Annotated in this window: 13 protein-coding genes and 1 tRNA gene; 4 read left to right on the forward strand and 10 right to left on the reverse strand. The window is 56.9% G+C overall.

The window, feature by feature from the left end:
- Nucleotides 1-4: 4 nt before the first annotated feature.
- The 4 genes from IV91_RS0103220 to rpsT all read right to left on the reverse strand — a co-directional run bounded on the left by IV91_RS0103220 (nucleotide 5) and on the right by rpsT (nucleotide 3713).
- The gene (locus IV91_RS0103220; RefSeq protein WP_031595978.1) at nucleotides 5-1225 is read right to left on the reverse strand and encodes an argininosuccinate synthase; all 1221 of its coding nucleotides are present in this window, start codon (nucleotides 1223-1225) and stop codon (nucleotides 5-7) included.
- 33 nt (nucleotides 1226-1258) lie between these two features.
- Nucleotides 1259-2176 (reverse strand): ornithine carbamoyltransferase, encoded by a 918-nt coding sequence (gene argF / locus IV91_RS0103225; RefSeq protein ID WP_031595979.1) that lies wholly within the window; start codon nucleotides 2174-2176, stop codon nucleotides 1259-1261.
- A complete protein-coding gene (locus tag IV91_RS0103230; RefSeq protein ID WP_031595980.1) occupies nucleotides 2173-3348 on the reverse strand; it encodes an aspartate aminotransferase family protein in 1176 nt (391 codons plus the stop codon). Before IV91_RS0103230 ends, argF begins: the two co-directional genes overlap by 4 nt.
- Before the next feature lie 98 nt (nucleotides 3349-3446).
- Entirely contained in the window at nucleotides 3447-3713 is a 267-nt protein-coding gene (gene rpsT, locus IV91_RS0103235) for a 30S ribosomal protein S20 (protein ID WP_031595981.1), read from the reverse strand.
- A 191-nt stretch (nucleotides 3714-3904) separates the two neighbouring features.
- Between rpsT and IV91_RS0103240 the strand changes: the two genes are divergently transcribed.
- Nucleotides 3905-4324, forward strand: coding sequence for a Fur family transcriptional regulator (locus IV91_RS0103240; RefSeq protein ID WP_031595982.1), 420 nt, complete (start codon nucleotides 3905-3907; stop codon nucleotides 4322-4324).
- Nucleotides 4325-4381: 57 nt separating this feature from the next.
- Here IV91_RS0103240 and ispH read toward each other — a convergent pair whose 3' ends face one another.
- From ispH to cysB, 5 genes are read right to left on the reverse strand one after another with little or no spacing between them, the layout of a single operon-like run.
- Nucleotides 4382-5320, reverse strand: coding sequence for a 4-hydroxy-3-methylbut-2-enyl diphosphate reductase (gene ispH / locus IV91_RS0103245; protein WP_031595983.1), 939 nt, complete (start codon nucleotides 5318-5320; stop codon nucleotides 4382-4384).
- On the reverse strand, nucleotides 5317-5820 hold the full coding sequence (gene lspA, locus IV91_RS0103250) for a signal peptidase II (protein WP_035417051.1): 504 nt from the start codon (nucleotides 5818-5820) through the stop codon (nucleotides 5317-5319). Before lspA ends, ispH begins: the two co-directional genes overlap by 4 nt.
- Nucleotides 5813-8653: an isoleucine--tRNA ligase gene (gene ileS, locus IV91_RS0103255; RefSeq protein WP_031595985.1), complete on the reverse strand. Its 2841-nt coding sequence runs from the start codon at nucleotides 8651-8653 to the stop codon at nucleotides 5813-5815. Before ileS ends, lspA begins: the two co-directional genes overlap by 8 nt.
- Nucleotides 8650-9594 (reverse strand): bifunctional riboflavin kinase/FAD synthetase, encoded by a 945-nt coding sequence (locus IV91_RS0103260; RefSeq protein ID WP_051861949.1) that lies wholly within the window; start codon nucleotides 9592-9594, stop codon nucleotides 8650-8652. The genes ileS and IV91_RS0103260 overlap by 4 nt, the downstream gene beginning before the upstream one ends.
- A 43-nt stretch (nucleotides 9595-9637) precedes the next feature.
- Nucleotides 9638-10588, reverse strand: coding sequence for an HTH-type transcriptional regulator CysB (cysB, locus tag IV91_RS0103265; RefSeq protein WP_031595989.1), 951 nt, complete (start codon nucleotides 10586-10588; stop codon nucleotides 9638-9640).
- Nucleotides 10589-10728: 140 nt separating this feature from the next.
- Between cysB and IV91_RS0103270 the strand changes: the two genes are divergently transcribed.
- A complete protein-coding gene (locus IV91_RS0103270; protein WP_031595993.1) occupies nucleotides 10729-11496 on the forward strand; it encodes a sulfite exporter TauE/SafE family protein in 768 nt (255 codons plus the stop codon).
- On the opposite strand, the gene murJ is transcribed toward IV91_RS0103270, so the two are convergent.
- Nucleotides 11440-13002 (reverse strand): murein biosynthesis integral membrane protein MurJ, encoded by a 1563-nt coding sequence (gene murJ / locus IV91_RS0103275; RefSeq protein ID WP_031595994.1) that lies wholly within the window; start codon nucleotides 13000-13002, stop codon nucleotides 11440-11442. The two genes, IV91_RS0103270 and murJ, sit on opposite strands and share 57 nt — an antisense overlap.
- Before the next feature lie 37 nt (nucleotides 13003-13039).
- On the opposite strand from murJ, the gene IV91_RS0103280 reads away from it, so the two are divergent.
- Both IV91_RS0103280 and IV91_RS0103285 read left to right on the forward strand, forming a co-directional pair.
- A tRNA-Thr gene (locus tag IV91_RS0103280) sits at nucleotides 13040-13115 on the forward strand.
- A 59-nt stretch (nucleotides 13116-13174) separates the two neighbouring features.
- Nucleotides 13175-15052 carry a sensor histidine kinase gene (locus IV91_RS0103285; protein WP_031595996.1) on the forward strand — a complete coding sequence of 626 codons (1878 nt, stop codon included), beginning with the start codon at nucleotides 13175-13177 and terminating at the stop codon, nucleotides 15050-15052.
- The last annotated feature ends 119 nt before the right edge of the window (nucleotides 15053-15171 follow it).

The following is a 15171-nucleotide window of genomic DNA, read 5'->3' on the forward strand; positions in this document are numbered from 1 at the left end:
CCCGTTACTCCTTACGTTGCAAACGTGCGGCAATGCGCATGCGCAGGGCATTGAGACGAATGAATCCCGCTGCATCGGACTGTTGATATGCCCCCCCATCATCTTCGAAGGTAGCAATGGTTGGATCAAAGAGAGAATCCGTCCGGGACTCCCGACCCACCACCATCACCGTTCCCTTGTATAATTTGAGGCGAACCCATCCATTCACGGTCTGCTGCGTATGGTCGATCAGGGTTTGCAGGGCCCGCCGTTCCGGACTCCACCAGTAGCCGTTATAAATCAGGGCTGCATAGCGAGGCATCAAATCATCCTTGAGGTGCGCCACTTCGCGGTCCAGGGTCAGGGATTCAATGGCCCGGTGCGCCTTGAGCAAAATCGTTCCGCCGGGAGTCTCATAGCACCCACGGGATTTCATTCCCACAAAGCGGTTTTCCACCAGGTCCAGGCGACCAATTCCATGCTGTCCGCCTATGCGATTGAGTTCAGCCAATAAAACCGCTGGCGTCATGGTTACCCCGTTCAAGGAGACGGCGTCGCCTTTCTCGAAGTTCAGTTCCAGGTATTGCGGTTGATCCGGAGCCACTTCGGGGGCCACGGTCCAGCGCCACATGTCTGCCTCGGGCTCCCGCGCCGGGTCTTCAAGGCCTTTGCCTTCATAGGAAATATGCAGCAGATTGGCATCCATGCTGTAGGGACTGCCGCCATTCTTATGTTTCATCTCCACGGGAATCCCGTGGGATTCCGCATAGGCCAGCAATTTTTCCCGGGATAACAAATCCCATTCACGCCAGGGGGCAATTACCTTGATGTTGGGTTCGAGGGCATAATAGCCCAGTTCGAAACGCACCTGATCGTTACCCTTACCCGTGGCTCCGTGAGAAACCGCCTCGGCGCCCACCTGTCGGGCAATCTCGATCTGGCGCTTGGCAATCAAAGGACGGGCAATACTGGTTCCCAGCAGATACTCGCCCTCATAAATCGTGTTGGCGCGAAACATGGGATAGACGAAGTCCCGCACGAATTCCTCGCGCAGGTCCTCGATGAAGATCTGCTGAATACCGAACTGCTGGGCTTTGCGCCGCGCCGGCTCCAATTCTTCTCCCTGTCCGATATCCGCCGTAAAGGTAACCACCTCACATTGGTAGGTATCCTGCAACCACTTAAGGATGACCGAGGTGTCGAGTCCCCCGGAATAGGCCAATACAACTTTCTTGATCTCACTCATCAGCGCTCTTTCCTTGTCAATCATTGCCGTGAATCATGTCGTTTCCAGACGACCCAGAAGCAGATATTCCATCAACGCCTTCTGCACGTGCAGACGATTTTCCGCCTCATCCCACACCACACTCTGCACCCCTTCCAATACCCCGGCGGACACTTCTTCGCCCCGATGGGCCGGCAGGCAATGCATGAACAGAGCTTCGGGATGGGCCTGACCCATCATTTCCTCATCCACCCGGAAATCCGCAAAGACTTCACGCCGCACTTCGCTTTCAGCTTCATAGCCCATGCTGGTCCAAACATCCGTGGTCACCAGATGTGCGCCCCGCACCGCATTCATGGGATCAGCAAAAACACTCAGATGGGCCAATTCTTCGGATGTGGCTGCCTGGGTTTCCAAGGCATAACCGTGGGGGGTCGACACATGCAACTGAAATCCAAACAAGGCCGCCGCCTGTAACCAGGTGGCGCACATGTTGTTGCCATCCCCCACCCAGGCCACGGTCTTGCCTGCCAGAGAACCGCGCTGCTCCATGAAGGTGAAGATATCTGCCATGATCTGGCAGGGATGATATTGATTGGTCAGCCCGTTGATGACGGGAACCCGGGAATGCACCGCAAAGCGTTCGATGATGGACTGATCGAAAGTGCGGATCATGACGATATCCACCATGCGCGACACCACCCGTGCCACATCTTCAATGGGTTCGCCCCGGCCCAACTGGGTTTCCCCTGTGGTCAGGTTGATGGCTGAACCACCCAACTGATGAATCCCTGCTTCGAAGGACACCCGTGTACGCGTGCTGTGCTTCTCGAACACCATGGCCAACATGCGGTCCTTGAGGGGATGATAGATGGTGTAGGACTTGAAAAGTGCCTTGAGGTGGCGGGTACGCTGAAAGAGATAGTCAAATTCTTCTTGGGTAAAATCCTTGAACTGAAGAAAATGCTTCATGCCCCCTCCAAAAACTGCCGTACCAAGGGAATCAAATCCGACAGCAACCGTTCGATTTCTGCTTTCGTGATGATCAGCGGCGGAAGCAGACGGATGACTTTGTCCGAGGTAACATTGATCAATAATCCCTTCTCCAGAGCCAAGGTGACCAAGGCGCCACAGGGCCGATCCAGTTCGATGCCCACCATCAGCCCCTGTCCTCGAATCGCCACAACTCCCGCTACCGAAGCCAGTGCCGTTTCCAGTCCGGCACGCAATTGTTCTCCCCGTTCCCGTGCATTGGCCAGCAATCCTTCGGATTCCATGATCTCCAGGGTCGCCAGGGCAGCAGCGCACACCAGGGGCCCGCCCCCGAAGGTCGTGCCGTGATTTCCGGGTTTGAACACCTCAGCCGCTTTCCCGCGCGCCAGACACGCGCCAATGGGGACGCCGGAACCCAGGCCCTTGGCCAGAATCAGGACATCGGGAGAAACCCCGGCCTGTTGGGTGGCAAACCAATCACCGGTCCGACCGATACCCGTTTGGACCTCATCCACCATATACAGCCACTGGCGTTCTTCACACAGCCGCTTCAAACCCTGCTGGTAGGCGTGATCCGCCACATGGATGCCCCCCTCCCCCTGAATGGGTTCAAGCAAAACGGCCACCACATTGGAATTACGCTCGGCCACTGCCGCCACGGCCTCCAGATCATTGTAAGGAACGCGCACGAAACCGGACACCAACGGTTCAAACCCAGCCTGAGCCTTCCGGCTGCCGGTGGCCGAAAGGGTGGCAATGGTACGTCCATGCCAGGCTTTTTCCATGACGATGAGGGTGGGCAACTCGATACCGCGCTGATGTCCGTACAGACGCGCCAGTTTGATGGCGGCTTCGTTGGCTTCTGCCCCCGAGTTGCAGAAAAAAACCCCGTCCATCCCGGCAATACGGCATAACCGTTCCGCCAACTGCTCTTGGCGCAACACGCGATAAACATTCGAGGTATGGATCAACTGACCGGCCTGATCGGCAATCGCGCGCACCAGATGAGGGTGCCCATGACCCAGTCCATTGACGGCAATGCCTGCCAAAGCATCCAGATAAACGCGCCCTTCTTCATCCCACAGCCAAACTCCCCGACCATGGGTGAAAGCCACGGGCAACCGCGCATAGGTATTAAGCAAATGGTCCATGCACTCTCCCATTCAAGAAAGCGATAAAACAAAAACGGCGGCGATATGCCTACCGCCGCCTTAGGGAGTCAACCCTTCAATCAGAAACCTAAGGAAAATCAGGCACTCATTCCCTTGATCGCGGCGGACAACCGGCTTTTGGTGCGTGCCGCAGAATTCTTGTGAATGATTTTCTTGTCAGCGATACGGTCAATGGTGGAAGTGGCCACTTGAAATACGGTCTGTGCAGCGGTCTTGTCCCCCTCCAAAACGGCCTTGCGTACCTTCTTGATGGCGGTACGTAAAGTAGAACGCAGGGACATGTTGTGCGAGCGCTGGGCTTGGGCCTGACGGGCACGTTTTTCGGCTTGAGCGGAATTGGCCATTTTGAATCACCTCTGGTGGACGGGGAATACCGTCACGCAACATTAACATTAACGGAAACCTTGGATTCTAACCTGTTGACCAAGGATTATCAATCCCATAAAAAGAAAAAAAGCAAGGGAAATTGAAATTGGCAAGGGGATAGGGTATAGTCGAGACAGGATCTAATATAGGGAAGGAGAAGAAAGTGAGTATGGTACCCGATCGCGCTGAATTGGTGGATCGCTTGCGGACTTTCGACATCATCCCCACCCATCAGCGCCTGGTCATTGCCCAGGCACTATTTTCCCGACGCCAGCATGTTTCGGCGGACCAGTTACTCAGCCAGGTCAATCTGACCCATGGGGAAGTTTCCAAGGCCACCATTTACAACACGCTCAACCTGTTCGAAAAGAAAGGTCTGGTCCGGCGGGTGGTAGTCGATCCGGAACGGATTTTCTACGATACGTTCATGGACTCTCACCCCCATCTCTTTGACGTCGAAAAAGGGGAACTGTATGACATCGAAGCGCCTGACCTGCAAATCGTCGGGCTTCCGCCTCTCCCTCCCGGCATGCGCCAGGAAGGACTGGACATCGTCATTCGCATGCGCCCCATTGCTGCGTTCAATTAGAGATTGCTGATTCTCCTGGTGCGCCGCAGACCTCTCGGGAAGAAAGACCGGCTTGAATCATGCCAGAGCCTTGGGTAGAGGAAAAACCACCCGCTCCGGCGTCCCCTCCAGTTCCTGAATTCCCTGCGCCCCCAGTTGCTTCAGTCGATCCACCACTTCCTGGACCAAAACGGCGGGGGCAGAGGCCCCGGCCGTAACTCCCACGCGCTGTTTTCCCACCAGCCAGGCCGGATCCAGATCATCGGCACGGTCTACCATATAGGCTTCGATCCCGCGATGGAGGGCTACTTCGCGCAAGCGATTCGAATTGGAACTGGTGGGGGAACCCACCACGATGACCAGGTCCGCGCTCCGGGTCAAGACCTTGACGGCATCCTGGCGATTCTGCGTGGCATAGCAGATGTCGTCCTTGCGCGGGCCCTGGATGGCTGGATAACGAAGGCGCAGGGCATGGATCACGCGCTGGGCATCATCCACCGATAGGGTGGTCTGGGTGACGTAGGCCAGTCGTTCCGGATGATTAACCTTCAAATTTTCCACATCCTCCGGAGTTTCCACCAGATAGATGTGGTCGGGAGCCTGACCCAGCGTTCCTTCCACCTCGGGGTGCCCACGATGGCCGATCATGACGATTTCCTGACCGGCCGCATGTAAACGGGATACTTCGGTATGTACCTTGGTGACCAACGGACAGGTAGCGTCGAACACATGCAATCCGCGCACCTTTGCTTCCTCCCGCACCGCCATGGAAACGCCATGGGCACTGAAAACCACCGTGGAGCCCGTGGGGACCTGAGCCAACTCATCCACGAAAACCGCCCCTTGGCGACGCAAATTTTCCACCACAAAACGATTATGCACCACCTCATGCCGCACATAGATGGGCGGACCGAAACGTTGGAGGGCCCGCTCCACGATTTCGATGGCCCGATCCACCCCTGCACAAAAACCACGGGGATTGGCCAGGACCACAAAAAACGGTGATTGCTCGCTCATGCCACAGGCCCTCCCGAATTGTCTCCGGATTTGGCAGAAGCATGTTTGCCTCGCCCCTCCAGCAATAGCATGACCACGCCCACCGTAATGGCCGAATCTGCCCCGTTGAACGCCGGCCAGTAATGTTGCCCCACATGCCATTGCACGAAATCAGTAACCTCTCCCGCCCCCAGACGGTCCACCAGATTCCCCAGGGCGCCCCCCATGATCAGCGCCAGTCCGGTACAAAACCAGCGCTCCGTGGCATGGCGCCAGATCAAAATACTGAGGACGACAATGGCAAGCACGGCGATGGCACTGAACAATCCCTTCTGCCACCCCCCTGACGTAGCCAAAAAACTGAACGCCGCACCCTGATTAAAGGCCAGCACCCAGTTGAACCAGTCCGTCACCCGTACCACCTGCCCGGGTACCAGATGTCCGCGCACCCAGGCCTTGCTGACCTGGTCCACCGCCACCACCCCCAGAGCGAGCAGCCAGCCCAATCCCAGACTACGCATGCCGGCGCTCCTCTCCTGCCCCAAACAAGTTGCAGGTACAGCGGTCACAAAGATCCGGATGTTCGGGCAAGGTTCCCCGCACCGAACGATAATGCCAGCAACGGGGACATTTGGTGCCCTGCGTCAAGGCAATCTGCAGTCCCACCTGCCAGGTTCCCTCTGCCCCAGGCACCTCCAGAGAAAGGGTGCCTTCAGGCCGGTCCGACCCTGCATCCACCACCACCCTGGCCTGCGACGTGATGAACAGGAAACGCAGATCGTCGCCCAGGGCCTGCAAAGCCTGCAAAGGGGCACCCTGGGCGTGCAGCGTCACCTCTGCCTGAAGAGAAGAACCCAAGGTGCCGGCAGCACGGAGGGGTTCCAGATGTTTTCTGACCTGTTCGCGCAAAGCGCGCAACTGATCCCAACGGGAACGCAACTCCCTTTCCCCACTCAACTCCGGCAGTACATGCCATTGTTCCAGAAATACGGAAGAGGCCGTTTCCGGAGTCTTGCCCTGCAGGGTCGCCCAGACCTCCTCCGCCGTAAAGGTCAGAATGGGAGCCAGCCAGCGCGTCAGCGCCTGGGTGATATGCCAGAGGGCATTCTGCGCCGCGCGCCGGGAACGGGACTCCTTTCCTGCGGTATAGAGCCGGTCCTTCAGAATATCCAGATAAAAGGCCCCCAGATCCTCAGAACAGAAAGTCAGCAAACGTTGGGTAACCTGATGAAACTCATTCTGTTCATACCCGTTCCGAACGATTCCTTCCACTTCACGGGTCAGAGCCAAGGCATAACGATCGAGGGTGAGCCAGGACTCCGTTGCCAGGGCATCCCGCTGAGGATCGAAATCCGCCAGGTTGGCAAGCAAAAAGCGCAGGGTATTCCGTAAACGGCGGTAGGCTTCCACCACCCGGTCGAGAATCTCCTTGGACAAACACAATTCTCCCGAGTAATCCGTACTGGCCACCCAGAGGCGCAGGTTATCCGCCCCCAACTCTTTCATCACGGTCTGCGGCACCACCACATTGCCCAAGGATTTGCTCATCTTGCGCCCCTGTCCATCCACCACGAAGCCATGGGTCAACAAAGCCCGGTAAGGCGCATGCCCGTTCAGGGCTACGCTGGTCAGGAGCGAAGATTGAAACCAGCCCCGATGCTGGTCCGAGCCCTCGAGGTACAGATCTGCCGGGAAACCCAGTTCGGGGCGTTGGCCCAAGACGGTCCCATGGGTCGAACCAGAATCGAACCAGACATCCAGCGTATCCGTCAAAGGGCGATACGCTTCGGCCTCCGCGCCCAACCATGCTTCGGTTGGCGTACCGAACCAGGCTTCGATTCCCTTCGTCTCCACGGCCAAAGCAACTTTTTCCGCCAAGGCTGAAGTCTCCGGGTGCAAGGCTCCTGTCTGGCGATGGACAAAAAACGGGATGGGGACCCCCCAGGCGCGCTGGCGCGATACACACCAATCCGGCCGATTATCGATCATGGCGGACAAACGGGCACGTCCCCAGGCGGGATAAAAACGAGTTTCCGCCACCGCCTTCTGGCTGAGAGGGCGCAGTGCAGGTTGCTGTGCACCCGGCGTATCCATGACGATAAACCACTGCGGCGTAGCCCGAAAGATGATGGGAGTCTTGTGACGCCAACAATGGGGATAACTGTGTTGAAGGGGGACATGGGCAAGCAGCCGTTCCCGTTCCGCCAAGGCTTCCACCAGCACCGCATTGGCTGCCCAGACCTTGAGTCCGCCCACCAAAGGCACCTCGGGCAGAAAGACGGCGCGGTCATCCATCAAATGATCCACACTCAACTGATAGCGCAAACCCACCTGATGATCTTCCACGCCATGAGCCGGTGCCGTATGAACCAACCCGGTTCCTGCCTCCACGGTTACGTGATCGCCACAGACCAGAGGAACAGTACGTTCCGCCAGGGGGTGTTGCAGCGAAAGATGTTCAAGATGGGCCCCCTTGACCGGCCCCCATACCTGCTGCGCCTCCAGTCCATAGCGCAGGAGTGCGCCCGCCCGCAGACTTTCCTGCAGGAGCAGCAGTCCGCGCGTCGTTTGCACCAGCTCGTAGGCCAGTTCCGGATGCACCGCCACCGCCTGATTGGCCGGCAAAGTCCAGGGGGTAGTGGTCCAGATTACGGCAAAAGCAGGCCCCGGCAAGGAATTCATACCAAAACAGCGGGCCAACCCCTCTTCATCCTGCACCAGAAAAGCCACATCGATGGCCGGTGAAGTGCGTTCCTCATATTCCACTTCAGCTTCCGCCAGGGCCGAACCACATTCCGGGCACCAGTTGACGGGTTTGAGACCGGGTTTCAGATACCCGGCTTCCCAGATCTTGACCAAGGTTCGAAGAATGCCCGCTTCCGTTTCCGGGTTCATGGTGAGATAGGGCTGTTCCCAATCCGCCATTACCCCCAGACGGATGAAATCGGCTTTCTGCTGGTTCACCTGGGTGGTGGCATAGGCCCGGCAAAGTTCGCGAAAACGGGCGGGGGGAAGATGGCGTCCATGCTCCTTTTCCACTTGCAGTTCGATGGGCAGACCATGACAGTCCCAGCCCGGCACGTAGGGTGCATCAAAACCGGACAGCGTGCGACTCTTGACGATCATATCCTTGAGAATCTTGTTGACGGCATGACCGATGTGGATGTTACCGTTGGCATAGGGAGGACCATCATGCAGAATGAAGCGGGGTCTCCCCTGGCAATGGTCCCGCAATTGCCAATAGCGTTTCTGTTGCTGCCATGCTTCCAGCCAGCGCGGCTCCCGTCGAGCCAGATCGGCACGCATGGGAAACGAAGTTTCCGGTAAATTGAGAGTGTCCTTGTAATCGGTCATGACGCATCCTGAATGAGTGACTGAGCAAAGTAGGCACGGGCCGCTGCGGCGTCCGCATGCATCTGTGCCACCAGTTGATTCGTATTTGCAAAATGCCGTTCATCGCGCAATTTATGCAAAAAGCGCACTTCCACCCGTTGCCCGTAGATCGTCTGGTCGAAATCAAACAGGTGGACTTCCAGCAATGGGGCATCCAGGGGATTCACCGTGGGGCGATGCCCCAGACTGGCAACCCCGGACAAAGGGTGAGGGGTGGGACCACATACTTCCACCACGAATACCCCTGCCAAGGGAGGGCGATGTCGCAAGGCCAGATTCAAGGTGGGAAACCCCAGAGTACGCCCCAACTGATGGCCATACCCTACCCGCCCCACCAAAGAAAAGGGACGACCCAGCAAGGTCGCGGCTCGCGCCAGATCGCCCGCCCCCAAACAGGCACGAATGGCACTGCTCGAAATACGCTCGCCCGCCATCTGCACGCTCTGCAATGACGCACATTCAAAACCCAGGGTCTGGCCCAGTTCGCGCAAAAGAGGGAAATCTCCCTGACGGCGGGCTCCAAAGCGGAAATCATCCCCCACCAATACCCAGCGTGCCGAAAATCCCTGCACCAATACACGGCGTACGAAATCGGCAGCAGACAGGGCAGCCAACGCTCCATTGAAGCGCAATACCCGCATCTGGTCCACTCCCATCTGCTTCATCCACAGATACTTGCGGGTCAGGGAAGTCAGGCGAGGCGGGGCTGAAGTCCCCTCAAAAAACTCCCGGGGATAGGGTTCGAAGGTCAATACCATGGGAACCAGCCCACGCACGCCCGCTTCCTTCACCAAATATTCGAGCATGGCCTGATGACCCCGATGAACGCCGTCGAAATTGCCCAGAGTCAGGGCCGTACCCACGGTCCCTACGGGCAAATGATCGATGGCGATACGTTTCATGGGTCAATTCAAAAGGTACGATTCTATCATGAGCCTTCCCACCTCAGGAACTCTCGTCTTCAGGGTTGGGAGCCGGTGCGGCCAGGGCATTCTCGACTCGGGTGCGATCCAGCGCAGGCGCAAAAAGTTGTATGAAGTCATAGACAAAACCTCGCAGGTAGGTTCCTGCCCGCAGGGCGATACGGGTCAAACTGGGCTCAAACAGATGAGCCATATCCCGCGCTCTCAAATCGCGATCCAGGTTCTGGTCGTAGGCCATGGCCGCGATGACTCCCACCCCCATTCCCACGCGCACATAAGTCTTGATCACATCCGCATCCAGAGCCGTCAGCACCACATTGGGCGATAGCCCTTGGCGCTCGAAGGCCTGATTGATTCGAGCGCGTCCCGTGAAGGCATGGTCATACGTGATCATGGGATACTGAGCCAATGCCTCCAGAGTCAAATGTTCCAAGGCCAACAAGGGATGGTCGGGCTTGGCCACCAGGATGCGGTTCCACTGGTAACAGGGCAGGATGCGCAAATCAGGAAACAGGTCCAATCCTTCCGTGGCAATGGCCAGATCCGCCCGTCCCGCCACGACTTCTTGAGCCACATGCAGAGGATTCCCTTGATGAAGCACCAACTTGACCTCGGGATAACGCTGTGCAAACTGCACAATCACGGGAGGTAGCACATACCGCGCCTGAGTATGGGTGGTGGCAACGGTCAGTTGACCCGCCCGTTGACGACTGAACTCCTGCCCTGCCGTCTTGAGGTTGCGGGCCTCCAGCAAGACCCGGCGCGCCAAGGTCAGGATTTCTTGTCCCGCCGGGGTAATGCTCACCACCCGCTTGCCATTGCGCACGAAAATCTCCACGCCCAACTCATCTTCGAGCAAACGAATCTGCTTGCTCACACCGGGTTGGGAAGTGAACAGATTGTCCGCCGCCTGGGACACGTTCAATCCCGCCTCCACCACTTCCACCAGATAGCGTAATTGCTGTAATTTCACGAGACTTCCTCCCACCCCAGGCCCAGAGCTCATTATAATCATTGGTTAGGTACATACAATAACTTATTACTTAGTTTTCTATAACACCTCAGGTATGCTCTGTTTCAGACTCTTCTCACACACTCGGGGAACCCGCTGGCATGCTCGTCAATTTCATCCTGTCCGGCGCTGCGGGGGGGCTACTGATCGGAATGACCGGAATCGGAGGAGGATCTCTCATGACTCCCCTGCTGGTCATGGGCTTTGGCATCCCCCCCGCAACGGCCATTGGAACCGACCTGCTTTATGCAGCGTTGACCAAGGCCGGAGCTGTTGCCTGTCACCAGCGCCATGGAAATGTATCCTGGCGTACGGCGGGTTGGCTGCTGGTGGGCAGTTTGCCGGGCAGCGGACTCACCCTCTGGATTTTACAGCGGATTCCCGCCAGTCCCCTGCTGGATCAAATGTTACGCCAGGGATTGGCCGTGGCCCTGGCTCTCACCACCCTGGCCCTTTGGAAACGGCGCGCCCTGCCCAAACCCACAGACACTCCGTACGCACGAATCTGGACTCCGGTGCTGGGGTTTTTTATCGGTATTCTCGTCACGCTTTCTTCAGTAGGAGGGGGTGCACTGGGGACGGCACTACTGCTGGTTCTCTACCCCAGTTTCAGTTTTTCCACCATTGTCGCTACGGAACTGGCCCATGCGGTACCGCTGACCTTACTGGCCGGCTTGGGACATCTGCGTTTGGGACATGTGGATGGAACCTTGCTGGCTGCGCTCCTGGCAGGATCTCTCCCAGGGCTTTGGGCAGGCACCCGACTCAACCATCATTTACCTGAAAAGGTCACCCGCGCCGGACTCTCCCTGTTACTGCTCGGTTTGGCTCTTGGCCTGTGGCACAGTGTGCCGGGAAAAATCGCGTAACCGAAATCCCAGACCCCACAGGGTCGCAAAATAGCTGCCTCCGGCCCCCATCATCAGTGGGATCAAATGCCTTAACCGGGCACCAAAAGAAGCCGTCAACCAGAAAGATTCCGCTCCCTGTCCGATCCAGAGCACCGCCCCCATCACCCCCAGCGCCACCCCTATTTTCAGCAAAAACCCGGACCAACCCGCCCCCGGAAGATATACGCCGCGCTGGCGCAGCCCCCAATACAACAAACCCGCATTGCCACAGGCACCCAGACTGGTCGCCAAGGCCAGACCGGCATGATGCAGGGGGCCGATGAACAGAGCGTTCATCCCCTGGGTGAGCACCAGGATCAACAGGGCAATCTTGACTGGGGTCTTGATATCCTGACGGGCATAAAACCCGGGGGCCAGAATCTTGATGCTGATCAGCCCCATCAACCCCAGACTGTAGGCCAGCAGCGCCAGATTGACCTGCAGGACGTCGTGCGGACCAAAGGCCCCGCGCATGAACAAGGTTGAAACCAGAGGGACCCCGATCAAAGCCAGTGCCAATGCAGCGGGCAACGTCAACATCAAGGTCAGTCGCAACCCCCAGTCCAGCAAGGCCGAATAACCCACCCGGTCGTCTATCGCATGGGTACGAGCCAAACTGGGCAACAGGATCGTACCCAAGGCTGCCCCCAGCAATCCCGTGGGAAACTCCATGAGGCGATCGGCGTAAAATAACCAGGAAATACTGCCGGTGGGCAAGTAGGATGAAAACAGGGTACTCAACAACAAACTGATCTGCCCCACCGATACCCCGATCACTGCCGGTCCCATTAATTTCAATACCCGCCGTACCCTGGGATCAAAGGGATCCCAACGCCAGCGCGGAACCATCTGCAACTGACGCAGAAAGGGCCACTGAAAGAGAAGTTGCAACACGCCGCCGGCAAGGGCGCCCCAAGCCAGGGCTGCAATGGGTGGGGTAAAGAACCGGGACAGTGCCAGTACAAAAAACAGGAAAGCAATATTCAACCATACGGGGGTAATGGCCGGCACCCAGAAACGATTCCAGGTATTGAGAATCCCGGCGGACAAAGCCACCAGGGCAATGAAAAAGATATAGGGGAAGGTGATGCGCAATAATTGGGTGGTCAGCGCAAATTTGGCCAAATTCTGGCGAAAGCCCGGGGCCGTCACCCATACGATCTGCGGAGCAAAAAGCACACCCAGCAGCGTCGTCACCAACAAGGTCACCACCAGAACGCTCGCCACATGATCCACCAAATGCCGCGCGCCCGCATCCCCATGTTTGGCTCGTTGGGCCGCCAGCAAGGGAACGAAGGCTTGTGAGAAAGCCCCTTCGGCAAACAGGCGACGCAACAGGTTGGGGAGCCGAAAAGCCACCACGAAAGCATCTGTTTCACCCGCCGCGCCAAAGGCGTGCGCCACCACCACATCGCGCAGAAAGCCAAGGATGCGTGAGAGCAACGTCATGCTGCTGGTTTGGGCGAGAGATTTAAGAAGATTCATTACGTACCCAGAATCCGGTATAATACATGGTTTAAGTGCTGATGTAGCTCAGTTGGTAGAGCAACTGATTCGTAATCAGTAGGTCGGGGGTTCGACTCCTCTCATCAGCACCACCGTTCCATCCTGCCCTTGGAAATGACAACAGCCTCATCTTTCTTGAAGTCATTGTGGCGTGATCCTCCTCCCTGCCAATCCCCTCTCCCTGCACACGGCAAAAACCCATAAACCGTGGCGCGAACCTATCCCCCTCAGGAATGTCCTGCGCCTACTGTTTCTTCTCTGCTTCCTCCCTTTCCACTTTCCGGTCCAGGCCGCCGTATCCACGTTAACGCAAGGATACTTCATCTTTTCTTCAGAAAATTCTCCGCCCGCGGAGGAACTCGGGCGTTGGAACCCGGTCACTCTCCCCGATAACTGGAATATAAGCCACCCTGGTCAAGGGGGAACCGGATGGTATCGATTCACCTTTTTTCTTGATCATCCAAGTCACGATCTTTGGGGCATCTACTTACCCCGACTGAGCGCCAATGCTGAAGTTTTTGCCAACGGAGTTTTGGTGGGTAGCGGCGGTCGTCTGATCGAGCCAATTTCTCTCAACAGTTTCCGTCCCCTGCTTTTTTCCATCCCCGGCGGCCTGTTACACCCAGGGAACAACATCATCTCCATCGCCATACTGGGCTACCCCAATGAGATGTCCGGCCTGGAAAACGTGCAAATCGGCCTGGCTACCGAACTTACTCCGCGCTATGAACGACGCTCCATGTTCGAGGTGACAGCCCCCATCACGGTCTGCGTACTGAACATCTCTCTGTCTCTGGGTTTATTTCTCCTCTGGAAACATCATCGCGCAGAACCGCTTTATCTCATGCTTGCCCTGGGAAGTTTATGTAGCGGCATCTATACCTCCTCATTTTTCCTGACGGAAGTGCCCGTACAGCACAGCCTCTGGTTATGGTTCATCTATACCCTTGCCATGGGGTTTTCTTATATCATCCTGCTGATTATCCACCGCTTTGTTCGGGTCGAACACCCCCTCCTGGAACGCTGGGCCGGTGCGTACACCCTGATCATCCCTTTTCTGATCGCCTGGACTGGCCCAGCGTACTATCTAAAACTCTTTGGATACATGGGGGCCAGTTATGCACTCATTTCCCCCTATCTGTTTTATCTGGTCATCCGGCACCGCAACACAGGGCACAGGATCGAATCCCTTCTCCTGCTTCTCGTTTTGTCGGTACTGGCCGGCATAGGCGTTCATGACCTGGACCAGATGATCTTCCCCCACAGGCACCTTCCCAATTACTATGCCTATTGGGCCGCCTCCTCCATGGGACTGGTCATCACCTTTCTGGTCATTCTGCGTTTTGATCGCACCCTTAACCGGTACATCCTGCTGAATTCGAATCTGAATCAACAAATCGAAGAAAAATCCCAGGCCTTGGCCTCCAGTTACGAGGAACGTCACGCCTTACTCACCCATAATGCGCTGCTGGACGAACGGGAACGCATTCTGCGCGACTTGCATGACGGATTGGGAGGCTACCTGATCAGCGCACTGGCGCTCATCGACCGAATGCCCCAAACCACTCATGCCTTGCAAAAAACCCTGCGTACCGCCCTGGATGATTTGCGTCTCATGGTCGACTCCATTGACGATAAAAACGGAGATTTGTCTCTCTTGATCGCCAGCGTGCGTGAACGCCTCGATCTCGCCATGGATGCCTGTAATATCACCCTTCACTGGCAAGTCACTGCCCCTCCTCAACTGCCAAACCCCAGCCCTTCCCGCCACGTACAATTGATCCGAATGATCCAGGAAATATTCAATAACGTGGCCAAACACAGCCAGGCGCATCATGTAAATTTCATTCTCACGGATTCTTTCTTGGAAATCCGGGATGATGGAATCGGTTTCGACCCTCAGTCCCTAAAAACCGGACGAGGCCTGACCAATTTGAGGCGACGCGCTGCAGAATTGGGCTTGATCCTGACCCTTCGATCAGGCAACCATGGCACCCTGATCCGATTGGAATGGGTGGAATGGGTTTGACATCCTCCCCGGCATGAATGCCGGAGATTCCTACGGCGCTACACAAGGGCAAGCCCCTGTGTAGTCGCTTCGGCGGGTTCCTGCTTCACGGAACGGCCTGATTGCGCCAATTCTCCACA

Origin of the sequence: Ferrovum myxofaciens (assembly GCF_000735045.1) — a bacterium.
Lineage (GTDB): Bacteria > Pseudomonadota > Gammaproteobacteria > Burkholderiales > Ferrovaceae > Ferrovum > Ferrovum myxofaciens.

Coding starts and splice junctions, on each gene's coding strand:
- IV91_RS0103220 (WP_031595978.1), bottom strand. CDS start 1,225: ATGAGTGAGATCAAGAAAGTTGTATTGGCCTATTCCGGGGGACTCGAC.
- argF (WP_031595979.1), bottom strand. CDS start 2,176: ATGAAGCATTTTCTTCAGTTCAAGGATTTTACCCAAGAAGAATTTGAC.
- IV91_RS0103230 (WP_031595980.1), bottom strand. CDS start 3,348: ATGGACCATTTGCTTAATACCTATGCGCGGTTGCCCGTGGCTTTCACC.
- rpsT (WP_031595981.1), bottom strand. CDS start 3,713: ATGGCCAATTCCGCTCAAGCCGAAAAACGTGCCCGTCAGGCCCAAGCC.
- IV91_RS0103240 (WP_031595982.1), top strand. CDS start 3,905: ATGGTACCCGATCGCGCTGAATTGGTGGATCGCTTGCGGACTTTCGAC.
- ispH (WP_031595983.1), bottom strand. CDS start 5,320: ATGAGCGAGCAATCACCGTTTTTTGTGGTCCTGGCCAATCCCCGTGGT.
- lspA (WP_035417051.1), bottom strand. CDS start 5,820: ATGCGTAGTCTGGGATTGGGCTGGCTGCTCGCTCTGGGGGTGGTGGCG.
- ileS (WP_031595985.1), bottom strand. CDS start 8,653: ATGACCGATTACAAGGACACTCTCAATTTACCGGAAACTTCGTTTCCC.
- IV91_RS0103260 (WP_051861949.1), bottom strand. CDS start 9,594: ATGAAACGTATCGCCATCGATCATTTGCCCGTAGGGACCGTGGGTACG.
- IV91_RS0103270 (WP_031595993.1), top strand. CDS start 10,729: ATGCTCGTCAATTTCATCCTGTCCGGCGCTGCGGGGGGGCTACTGATC.
- murJ (WP_031595994.1), bottom strand. CDS start 13,002: ATGAATCTTCTTAAATCTCTCGCCCAAACCAGCAGCATGACGTTGCTC.